This is a genomic window from Mucilaginibacter sp. OK268, assembly GCF_900103125.1.
Taxonomy (GTDB): domain Bacteria; phylum Bacteroidota; class Bacteroidia; order Sphingobacteriales; family Sphingobacteriaceae; genus Mucilaginibacter.
The window spans coordinates 443,882-455,288 of record NZ_FNJV01000001.1 but is presented as its reverse complement, the minus strand read 5'-3'; the positions used below and the strand labels follow the sequence as shown (position 1 = coordinate 455,288).

Below are 11,407 nucleotides of genomic sequence, written 5' to 3'. Positions count from 1 at the left end.
TTTATTTTAATATTTTAGTTAGAAACTGATCAATGTCGTTTACCATAGGGTTAAACCAGGGCTGATATAAACAGAAAGTATGCGGCGTATCTTTAAAATTATCAATCCGCACATATACGCCTTTTTTATCCATCATCTCTTTAAATACATCACGACCGGCATGCATTCTGTCAACCGCGCTATTCAGGAACAAAAAAGGCAGCTTATTACGTTCGGCATAAGTAAGCGGACTGGCCGCTGTCCAGATCTCAATGTTTTCGGTCCGTTTGTAGCCTATCCACATGGTTGAGGCTGCAACCGTTTGTTGATTTTGAGTTTCCCATGCATCAGGCGCCACAAATGTGAGCGTACCATCAATATCGATCACGGCCTGTACAGAACTTGAATAACCTTTATTTGAGTCCAGCACATCGAATTTATCTGAACCTGAAGTCATTCCTACCAATGCGGCCAATTGCCCGCCAGCCGAAAAGCCCAAAACGGCGATCTTATTTGTATTGATATTAAATCTTTTAGCATTAGCATGCAGCCATTGGATTGCCGATTTGATGTCATTCACCGCTGCCGGGTAAAGCGCTTCGGTAGACAGGCGATATTCTACCGTAAAGCTCGCATAACCCAGGGCTGCCAAATGCTGTGCCAGCGGAACATGCTGCGCACGGTTACCCGAACGCCAGCCACCGCCGTGTACGATAATTACCGCGGGGGTAGGCTTTTTCTTAGCTGCTGATGGCGTAAAGGCATCAATATGCAGCTCGCGGCTGCCTACTTTGCCATAAACCAGGTTTCGGGCTTCAGTTACTGCCGCTGAAGGGCTATCTGGGACGATCTTAATAAAGGGATATTTCTTTACATTGTTTTTAAAGTCGCGGGTGATGTTAAAGGAGGTATCCGGGGTAGCGGTTAGCCATTGTTGAGATTGTGCCGAAACTTTTGTAAATGCAAGCAGGCCTAAAGCTAAGCCCAATAGAAGGGTTTTGTTTTTCATGATGCTACCTGGTTAGTCCCCGATCAGATCCTATTACGCGGCTGTTAATTTCAGGCGACAGCCTGCGCAGGTCTGCCAATACAATCTCGGCCATTTTGCGGGCACCCAGTTCATTGAAATGGGTATCGTCTTTTTTCCCGTCAGGGTAATTGGGGTTTTCGCCGGGCTGCAGGTGATTGTACAGCAATTTAGACTGTTCAGGGCCAAAGCGTTGCACCAGCCCCGTACTTTCCTGGTCAAGATCTATCAATTGTACACGTTTTTCTGTGGCTACATCGCGTACAATCCGGGCGTAACGCGCATGGGTATCTGTTACTGTGCCTGTACTGTCAAAGCTGCGGCGTGTTACCGGGGTGATCAGTACAGGTATTGCGTTCCTGCTCCGCGTTTGATCAATATAAAAGATCAAGTTGTTTTTAAACTCCGTTTCTGTAGTAGCCGATTTTTTGGTAGGCACCTCATCGTTATGGCCAAATTGTATCAGCACATAATCTTCTGCATTCAAATTATCGGCAATCTGTTTCCAAAGGCCGTCGGTGATGAAAGTACGGGTGCTGCGGCCATTTTGGGCCTTGTTAACTACAACCACAGTTGAGTCGAAAAAATTCTTGAAACTCGTGCCCCAACCGGTTTCGGGATATGCACTTACCTTTTTATCAGCCATTGTTGAATCGCCTGCTAAAAAAATGGTTAACTTCTTTTTAGGCGGGATAAAGCTTAATGCTATGCCGCCCAGCATCATAATTGCCAGGCTAAACCGATAGATTTTACTTTGACGCGGTTTTTTCATGGTGATGTTATAGTTATTTGGTTGACAGTTTTTCGGGGATGATGTTCATTTCAATCAGCCACATTTCGCATAGTTTGGTCCACAACTCAGTCGACCCGGGATTATTGCGCAGCGCTATTGCATGTGCGCCTTGCGGAAATGCGTGAAAACTTACCGGCACGTTGTTTTGCAATAGTGCCTGGTAAAACATCAGACTGTTCATTGGGTTTACTGCTTTATCATTAACCGCATCGGCAATAAAGCATGGGGGAGTGGTGCTGCTTACGTTAAGCTGGGCCGAAAAATGCCGCTTCAGATCTTCAGTAGGGTTAGGCCCCAGTAAATTTTTAACACTACCCGCATGTGCATACGACGTACTGAGGTCGATCACCGGCGAAACCAGAATAGCAAAATTAGGACTGAATGAAACACGGTCAAGGCTATCCTTAATTGCACTTACGTCGGTGGTTTGGGTAGCTGTGGTAGCAGCAAGATGCCCACCTGACGATGTCCCCATGATGCCTATCTTATCTGGGTCGATGCCCCATTTTGCTGCATTGGCTCTGATGTGGCGAATGGCTCGCTGTGCATCCATCAACGGGCCGATTTCACGTTGCTTCAAGTCAGGAGAGTTAGGGAGGCGGTAATTAAGCACAAATGCCGAAACCCCCATGGTGTTGAACCATTTAGCCAGTTGCAACCCACTGATCACGTAGGCAAGCCGCTCATAGCCGCCGCCCGGACAAATAACCACTGCGGCGCCCTTGTTTTCCTGTTTCCCGGGAAAGAACGCGTACATTCCCGGCAGCATTACCCTATAGATGCGTTCATTTGCTACGCTGTCAGTAAGCCGCAGGTTTTTAGAGTTTGGGATATGACCATGCGGCCATATCTCCATAAAATTTTGGGCCTGTGTATGGGTTGAAAAGATCACTAATGCCAGTACCGTCAATTTGAAAAACAAATGGTTCATCATTTATCCTGTCGGCTTATTTTGTTGTTGTTAATGCAGATTTATCCGCGCCATATTTAAATTCTGCCACCTGGCTGGCCGAACTGGTGTCTGTATGCAATAAATCAACCTGCCCCATATGCTTGCCATTAATGCTCAACAGCAGATCAGGCTTTACTGCTGATGCAAGAGAGTCGACCCTGATTTTGTTACTGTTTTCTATATGAACCAACGGTCGGGTGGTTTTGCACTGCAGCGTTACTTTGGTCAGGCTAACGTCGCTGGCATCAATAATTTCGGCCCCCTGATCGGCCTTGATCGAAATATTTTCCAGGTGGATGCCCCTGATGCTCATTTCAGGCAGGCCACGGATGAGCATGGCCCGGTTGGCACCATCGCAAACTACATTATTAATATAAAAATTACGGAATTGAGGAGTTCCGGCGTCAACAGGCGGCTTTTCTTCGTCACCGCCGGTTTGGGCCAATGAAGGCGCCTTAGTAAAATAATACATATCAAACAGGATCGCATCGTGCACAATATCGCGCATGGAAATATTACGGATATAAATATTTTCAACCACGCCGCCACGTCCTCTTACAGTTTTAAAACGCAAGCCGTTGTCGGTGCCAAAAAAACTGCAGTCTGAAACAAAAATATCATGTGCGCCCCCAGACATTTCACTGCCGATCACGAAACCACCGTGCGCGCTGTATACCACATTGTTTTGGATCAAAATGTTTTGACAGGGTTTGCCAACTTTTCGGCCTTCTTCATCTTTTCCCGATTTAATACAGATCCCGTCATCTCCGGCGTCAATAGTGCAATTAACCACCCGCACATTTGAACAGGATTCAATATCCATACCGTCCCCGTTCTGCGCATTTGACGCATTGCGGACATGCACGCCATCAAATGTCAGGTCTTCACATTGCAGCGTATGAAGGCACCATGCTGCGGAGTTTTGAAAGGTTGTACCCTGCAGCAGCACCTTTTTACAATTACTGAATACGATGAGGTTAGGGCGGAAAAAGTCTTTTATCTCCTGGTAATCGTCCAGTTTTTTACCGGTTTGTATATAGCCTGCATTACGGGTGCGGGCACCTTTAGCATAGCTGGCCGATGGGTACCAGGTACGGCCGTCATCGCTAAGCTCACCGCCCGAAGCAATGAGTATTTTCCAATCGCGGTCGATAATATTGTCTTTACCCATCGCGCGCCAAACCTCGCCGTGCCCGTCAATAATACCCTCGCCAGTAATGGCGATGTTTTGCAGGTCCTTACCTGAGATCGGAGACTGATTGCGGATGGACTTGTGCCCTTCAAAGTTTCCTTCAATGAGCGCGAAACTGCTTTTATCAGATGTAAACTGTAGTACTGCCGCCCGGCTGATATGAAGATTAACATTATTTTTCATTACAACAGGGCCGGTTAACCAAAATCCGGAAGGGATGAGTACAACGCCGCCACCATGCTCGCTGCACGCGTTGATAGCAGCGTTGATGCGTTGCGTATTTAGTGTGAACCCGCCCGCTTTGGCACCAAATTTTTCAATGTTGAAGGTGTCGGTTTTAAAGGATGGCAATTCGGCGGTGGGCAGATGTTGCCAGGAATAAACGGATGTTTTTTTTTGCCCGTTTGCTTCTACGCATAAGCAAAATAGCAAAATTGCTAATAAGTTCAGTTTTTTAAGATGCATGTTATATTAGGTATAAGTTCATCCGCAAATAGCCGGTCCATAAAATATCGGATAGAAAAAATCCTTTTCAGAGAAACAGGTCTATAGTTGGTTGAAACAAACATATTAACAGAACTCTATACAGAGGTTTAAAAATTGGTCTAAAATGTTCAATAATTGAACCCTCTTTGCAGCAAATCCAGTTTATTTTGTATTTGTTTGATCTATCCTGGATGGTTCACACTAAATGGCCAGCACAATCGGCTTTTCTAAAGCTGGATGAGTTGCTTGGAGCCGATATTAAAAACAGTGTCTTTTAGCGCATTTATTATTTAACCTGGTAGATTCAGCGACGCCTGCCTGTTCAACAATAAAGGCCATCGGGTTACATTCGTATACCAATCTTAGTTTTCCGTTTGGATACTGTTGGGGTAGTTGGATAGGTTCATCATTTTCTTCAGATGCTACAACACAGCACTCGCTGCCGATGCGCAAGGCCGAAATGAATTGCTCATTAGTATATGCCGTTCACCATGGGAGTTCCCGAGTCGGTTTCGCCGATGATATCAAATAAGTCAAGCCTTGCTGATTTCGCGATTTACAATTTTAGCGGCAATGCCTATTTCACGTAAAAACCGTGACAGCTCGCCTTTGACAAAAGGAAAACCTGCCGGTTTCTCTATAATAAATTGTCCTACTGTTTTTACTACTTTCATGGGCGTGTGTATTTATTGAGTTAACAGAAAATATTAAAAGTACCGTATCTGACCGGGTGAGTTATAATTATGCTATGGTGATTTGATTGATTTCGAATAAGAGCGACAGTAGCTATTCAGACAGCTAAAAATTTACCCTATTATCTCAAAATCACCTTTTTGCTAAGTTACCGGGCCTTTGTTATCGAACTGTCATGAGCCGTCTCCCTGCATTTCAGAGATCATTTATCACCATTGCTATCCATAAAAGCCAATTACAGGCATATCATATCATAATGACTTACGGGCAGATATACCTTTTGATAATATCGTACAATAATTGGATAACGGTTGGATAAAAATGGGGGGTGGCATTATCCATCTTTGTTTTATATCAAAACCAATTAAAAAGGCCCGCCATTATAATATAATAAGTATATGCCGCAAACTGAACATCCTTATCGCGACATCACTATCCGGTTTCCGGGCCAGATAATTGTTGGCAAAAAATCGCTTTTAAAATTAACTGATGAGATTATTAACAGCGGGTATAAATCGGCTTTGATCATTACCATCAGCCCGTTGTCAGGAAAACTTGAACCTGTTTTAGTTCAGCTTAAAGAAGCCAGGATTGCTGTTCACGTTGATACCTCAATAGTGAAAGAGCCTTCATTTAAAGACTTTGAAGATCTGCTTGCATCAGTAAAGCACACCGCGGCTGATGTAATCATAGGTATTGGCGGCGGCAGCGTCCTTGACATAGCCAAGCTCATAGCAGCGCAAATTAACAACGACCAAACGCTGGCAGGGATAACAGGCAATGGTCTGCTTAAAACCCGTACTAAAAAACTGATCTGCGTACCTACGACAGCAGGTACCGGCAGCGAAGCATCGCCAAATGCGATATTGATAGATAATGTAGATGATCAGAAAAAAGGCATTATCAGCCCTTACCTGGTTCCGGATGTTGTGATCATTGATCCGGATTTGATGGTCAGTCTCCCGGCAGAGGTTACCGCCGCGACAGGTCTTGATGCGCTAACGCATTGCCTTGAGGCTTATACAAATTTGTATGCACATCCTTTTATTGACATGTATGCGATTGAAGGGATCCGGCTTATAGCCGGCAATTTGGTTAAAGCAGTAAATGATGGTACCGATGAAGAAGCCCGCACACAATTGGCTATCGGCAGCTTGATGGGCGGCTTTTGTTTAGGTCCTGTTAATACGGCCGGTGTCCATGCCCTCTCTTATCCGCTGGGCAGTATGTACCATATTGCCCATGGCTTATCAAATGCTTTATTGCTTCCTTTTGTAATGGAGTATAACATTCCGGCAACCACGGAACGATATGCCGCTGTTGCCCGTGCATTGGGTTGCAATAGCGGTGTCAATGATTTTGAAACAGCTAAGGCCGGAGTAGAAAAGATCCGTCAGTTGATTAAAGACTGCGGCATCCCTGCAAGCTTAAAAGAAATAGACATAGATAAAAACACCATACCGCAAATGGCGGCCGACGCCATGAAAATTACGCGCTTGCTTAAAAACAACCCGCGACCGATAAACATAGATGACGCTGTTAACATTTACGAGGCTGCTTATTAAAACATACTAATGAAACTAAAAAAGAAATATAATGGCTTGGTAGTGCCATCAATTACACCACTTACTGACAATTATAAACTTGACCATGAAGCGGTTGAAAAGATATTCGATAATATTTTCAATTACGGCGGTGTACCTTTCATACTGGGTACCACCGGTGAATCTGCCTCATTGCCAAACGATGTTAAGCTCGATTTTATTAAACTGGCAACATCAGTAAGGCAGCCGGGGCGGTTGATTTATGCAGGTATTTCATCAAATTGCCTGGCCGATTCCATTGAACTGGCCAAGCGTTGTGCTGGTGAAGGGATTGATGTTGCGGTAGCGCACCTGCCTGCCTATTTCACACTAACTGAATATGAAATTAAAACATACTTTGAAACCCTAGCCAATGAAGTACCTATCCCCTTGATAGTTTACAACATCCCCGCCACCACCAATGTATCTATCAACTTAAACCTGCTCGATGAATTAAGCTATCATGATAATATCGTAGGCACCAAGGATTCGGAACGGAACTATGACCGCTTAAGAGATTCGCTCAAACTATGGATCGGCCGCGCCGATTTCAGTCATTTTTTGGGCTGGGGCGCACAATCTGCCCATGCATTATTTACCGGCAGCGATGGCCTGGTGCCAAGTACCGGAAACCTGTTCCCCGATATCTATTATAAAATGATTGTCGCGGCCGATAATGATGATGAGCCTGCTGCCCTGCAATTACAAAGGCATTCTAACTTAGTGGGTGATATCTACCAGGGCAAACGCCTGCTGGGCGAATCGCTGGCAGCACTGAAGTCCTTAATGCAAAGCGCCGGATTGTGTCGTCCGTACATGATGCCACCGCTATTGAAAGTTAGTGATGCCGAAGCTGCCGACCTGCAAAAGAAACTACAGAGCATGCTTAATATTGAAAATCTTAGCTTACCAATATACCAATGACAGCCGAGAAACCAATCATAGCGATAACCATGGGCGATCCGGCCAGTATTGGTCCCGAGATAGCGATTAAGGCCTTACTTACCGAAAGGCTGTTTGAGATTTGCCGCCCGGTAATTATTGGCGACACTGGCGTATTTTTTGACATCGTAAAAAGATTGAACTTAGATGCACATATCAACTCCATAAAAGATATCCGCAAAGCAAACTTTGAATTTGGAAAGCCTGATGTATTCGATCTCCATAATGTAGATCTGGAACAACTCAAGTTTGGGGAAATCTCGGCGATGGCTGGCAACGCCTCATTTGAAGCAGTAAAAAAAGCAATTGAACTGGCGCTTGACGGCGAAGTTGACGCTACTGTAACCGGGCCTATCAACAAAAAATCGATTAATGAGGCCGGGCACCATTTCGCAGGGCACACTGAGATATATGCCCATTACACCGGCACAAAAAAATATGCGATGCTTCTGGTAGAACATAATATGAAGGTGATCCATGTATCAACCCACGTGTCGTTAAGGCAGGCTTGCGATTTGGTAAAAAAAAACCGGATTGTTGAAGTTGTTGAACTTTTACAGGATGGCCTCATCTCTCTTGGAGAAAAAAACCTAAAGATCGGCATAGCCGGGCTTAACCCGCATGCCGGCGATTCGGGCTTGTTTGGTACCGAAGATGATTTGGAGATTCTGCCAGCTGTACAAGAGGCGCTAAAATTAGGTTATGATGTAGAAGGCCCGGTGCCTGCCGATACCTTGTTTTCCAAAGCATCAACCGGGTATTATGGTGGCGTAGTGGCCATGTACCACGACCAGGGACATATCCCCTTTAAACTCACCGGCTTTAAATGGAACGCCGAAAAACAGCAGATGGATAGTGTAAAAGGCGTTAACATTACTATGGGCTTGCCTATCATCCGTACTTCGGTTGATCACGGTACGGCTTTTGAAATTGCAGGTAAAGGCGTTGCCAGCAGTGATGCTATGATCCTGGCTATTGAGTCTGCCGTACAGTTGAGCAAAAACAGGATAAAAGTATAAGGATATGATCGCTGTAATTGCAGATGATTTAACAGGTGCGGCAGAGCTTGCCGGAATTGGCCTCAACCACGGGTTAAGAACTGAGGTTAGTACCATTGTTGATGAACGCTGCGATGCCGATCTGTTGATTATAGCTACTGACACCCGATCACTTCCTTTAGATAAGGCTAAGGCGATCATGCATGACCTTACGGTTCAACTGCTACAACTAAAGCCCCGGTTTATTTTCAAAAAAATAGACTCAGTTTTACGGGGGCACATTGTTGAGGAACTACAAAGCCAGCTGATAGCATCAGGATTAAAAAGGGCACTCATTGTGCCTGGCAATCCTTATCACTCAAAAAAACTCATTGGCGATACATTTTATTACAACGGTGTGCCTATCCATCTCAGTGATTTTGCCAACGATCCAACTTTCCCTGCCTTAAGCTCAAATATCATTGAATTATTGAGGGCTGATGAAAAGATTCGCCTTGTAAAAAAAGAAGAAAAACTGCCCCCAATGGGAATCCTTATGGGTGCAGCTAATGATGAGCAAGACCTTGGATATTGGATAAATAAAACAGATAGCGACACCCTGCTGGCAGGTTCGGCAAACTTGTTTACCTACCTACTTCAACACTTGCGTTCAGCTCAAAAGATTGAAACGCCTGATCCTGAAACCACCGGCAGGCGATTGTTTGTATTTGGCAGTACCTTTTACCAGGGCAAGCTAAACTTAAACAATGGCAAGCATAATAATATCCCGGTACATTACGTACCTGCGGCAACCATCTGTGCCGAAACCAGCGGCGATAATGTGCATGCCCTTTTTGCCAGCCACGTAGCTTCCAGTATCATCGCTGGTAATAATGCCATCATTGCTATAAACCCCGATTTTATTAAGAACATTAAAGTCGACCCGGTATTGCTGAGCCACAAAATGGCAGCTATTGTAAGACAGGTTATCGAGCACACCTCGCTTCATGAATTACTGATTGAGGGTGGCGCAACTGCCTGGGCTATACTTGAACGTTTAGACATCGAAAAATTATATCCCTCAAAACTAATAGCTCCCGGAGTTATTCATATGCGCGTAGCCGGCAATAACCAATTATGTTTAACTTTAAAACCAGGCAGCTACCCCTGGCCGGCTCCCGTTTGGGGAACCAATAACTATACCTGCATATGAAACATGAAACCCTGCACCTGGCAGACTATATCATCATAGCCCTGGCACTGGCCATTTCATTAACCATCGGTCTCAGATTTTCAAAAGGACAAAACTCCACTAAAAAATATTTCGTATCGCGCGGTTCAATCCCTGCATGGGCAATAGGTATGTCATTAATGGCTACGCTTATCAGCAGTGTAACCTTTCTGGCCTATCCCGGCGAAGGTTTTACATCCAACTGGATCTTGCTGGTGCAGGGCTTAATGGTACCCATAGTTTTGCTCCTGATGGTTTGGTTTATAGTGCCCCTTTATCGCGAGGTGATAGGCGTAAGTACTTATGAATACTTTGAAAAACGCTTTGGCTTATTTGCCCGGTTTTATAGTTCTGTAAGTTTCGTATTAACCCATTTTTCAAAAATGGGTACGGTATTTTTCCTGCTGGCGCTGGCGCTCGCTAACATGACCAACACCAATACATTTGTGATCATCTGGATAATTGGTGTTGTGATCATTGTAATTACGCTCATAGGGGGTATTGAGGCGGTGATCTGGGCTGATGTGGTACAGGGCTTTTTGCTGATAGCCGGCGGGATAGCATCATTCATTATCCTCATTTGCTCTATCAAAGGTGGCTTCCCCGAACTATGGCACATTGCCAGCGTGAACCATAAAAACAACTTCGGTCCTTATTCCTGGGATTTCAAAAAGCTCACCTTCATCGTAATGGCTATCAACGGTGTATTTTACGCCATTCAAAAATACGGCACCGATCAAACCATGGTTCAGCGTTATCTTACTGCCAAAACAGATAAAGCGGCCATCAGGGCATCCATATTAGGTATAACGCTTACCGTACCGCTTTGGGCACTATTTATGTTTATCGGTACGGCTTTGTTTGCCTTCTACCAGCAAAACCCTTTACCGGCAGGTATTAAGGCTGATGCTGTTTTCCCTTATTTTATCATGAGCAAACTACCTACAGGTGTTGTGGGATTAATATTGGCCGCATTGATCTCAGCGGCTATCTCCAGCCTGGGAGCCGATCTTAATTGCCTGTCGGCTATCGGTGTGGAGGATTATTATAAAAAATTCAAACCCAATAAATCAGATAAAGAATATTTGAAAGCCGGAAGATGGATAGTAATACTGGCAGGTTTAGGGGCAATGGGCATAGCTACCCTATACCTGCTTGCCGGTGATGAGGGCGCTTTAGGTATTGTGTTTACCCTGTACGCTATATTTTCGGGCGGCATAGCGGGCATTTTTTTACTGGGCTTATTCAACAACCGGGCTAACCGGCAGGGATTAAATATCGGGATCATAGCCTGTATCCTGTTTACGGCTTATGCCTTTTTAACCTCTACCAAAATAGGCTTGGATGCCGATAAACATATCCTGCTTGATCTGGGTAAATACAATTTTAATCAGCATAAGTACATGTTGGGCGTGTACAGCCATTTGGTGGTGATTATAATCGGATCCCTGGCCAGCCTGTTTTTCCCTAAACCCGACTTGAATAAAAACCTGCTTTTCAGCGGATGGCTTGAGACTAAGCGCGCGGGAAAGCTTACAAAATAATTTACTGC

The 11,407-nt window shown here is 44.8% G+C and carries 11 protein-coding genes; 5 read left to right on the top strand and 6 right to left on the bottom strand.

The features are described 5' to 3' along the window. Position 1: 1 nt before the first annotated feature. From BLR84_RS01865 to BLR84_RS29880, 6 genes are all read right to left on the bottom strand, one after another. Positions 2-988, bottom strand: a complete 987-nt coding sequence (locus BLR84_RS01865; protein ID WP_090463518.1) for an alpha/beta hydrolase — start codon at positions 986-988, stop codon at positions 2-4. Positions 989-992: 4 nt separating this feature from the next. Next, complete coding sequence (locus BLR84_RS01860) at positions 993-1,778, bottom strand: rhamnogalacturonan acetylesterase (protein WP_218128195.1); 786 nt, start codon at positions 1,776-1,778, stop codon at positions 993-995. Positions 1,779-1,791: 13 nt separating this feature from the next. Then, entirely contained in the window at positions 1,792-2,733 is a 942-nt protein-coding gene (locus BLR84_RS01855) for an alpha/beta hydrolase (RefSeq protein WP_255366839.1), read from the bottom strand. Between the two features lie 13 nt (positions 2,734-2,746). Next, positions 2,747-4,408 (bottom strand): glycoside hydrolase family 28 protein, encoded by a 1,662-nt coding sequence (locus BLR84_RS01850; protein WP_090463512.1) that lies wholly within the window; start codon positions 4,406-4,408, stop codon positions 2,747-2,749. A gap of 279 nt (positions 4,409-4,687) precedes the next feature. Beyond that, positions 4,688-4,789, bottom strand: coding sequence for a hypothetical protein (locus tag BLR84_RS30515; RefSeq protein WP_369829169.1), 102 nt, complete (start codon positions 4,787-4,789; stop codon positions 4,688-4,690). Between the two features lie 173 nt (positions 4,790-4,962). After that, positions 4,963-5,103 (bottom strand): FIG domain-containing protein, encoded by a 141-nt coding sequence (locus BLR84_RS29880; protein WP_176851916.1) that lies wholly within the window; start codon positions 5,101-5,103, stop codon positions 4,963-4,965. A gap of 417 nt (positions 5,104-5,520) precedes the next feature. On the opposite strand from BLR84_RS29880, the gene BLR84_RS01840 reads away from it, so the two are divergent. Genes BLR84_RS01840 through BLR84_RS01820 form a run of 5 tightly spaced genes read left to right on the top strand, consistent with a single transcriptional unit; the run spans position 5,521 to position 11,399 of the window. Further along, positions 5,521-6,687 (top strand): iron-containing alcohol dehydrogenase, encoded by a 1,167-nt coding sequence (locus BLR84_RS01840; RefSeq protein ID WP_090463508.1) that lies wholly within the window; start codon positions 5,521-5,523, stop codon positions 6,685-6,687. 9 nt (positions 6,688-6,696) lie between these two features. Next, positions 6,697-7,629 (top strand): dihydrodipicolinate synthase family protein, encoded by a 933-nt coding sequence (locus BLR84_RS01835; protein WP_090463505.1) that lies wholly within the window; start codon positions 6,697-6,699, stop codon positions 7,627-7,629. Further along, positions 7,626-8,666 (top strand): 4-hydroxythreonine-4-phosphate dehydrogenase PdxA, encoded by a 1,041-nt coding sequence (pdxA, locus tag BLR84_RS01830; protein WP_090463502.1) that lies wholly within the window; start codon positions 7,626-7,628, stop codon positions 8,664-8,666. Before BLR84_RS01835 ends, pdxA begins: the two co-directional genes overlap by 4 nt. Positions 8,667-8,670: 4 nt before the next feature. Beyond that, entirely contained in the window at positions 8,671-9,837 is a 1,167-nt protein-coding gene (locus tag BLR84_RS01825) for a four-carbon acid sugar kinase family protein (RefSeq protein ID WP_090463499.1), read from the top strand. After that, positions 9,834-11,399 carry a sodium:solute symporter family protein gene (locus BLR84_RS01820; RefSeq protein ID WP_090463496.1) on the top strand — a complete coding sequence of 522 codons (1,566 nt, stop codon included), beginning with the start codon at positions 9,834-9,836 and terminating at the stop codon, positions 11,397-11,399. Before BLR84_RS01825 ends, BLR84_RS01820 begins: the two co-directional genes overlap by 4 nt. Positions 11,400-11,407: the final 8 nt, after the last annotated feature.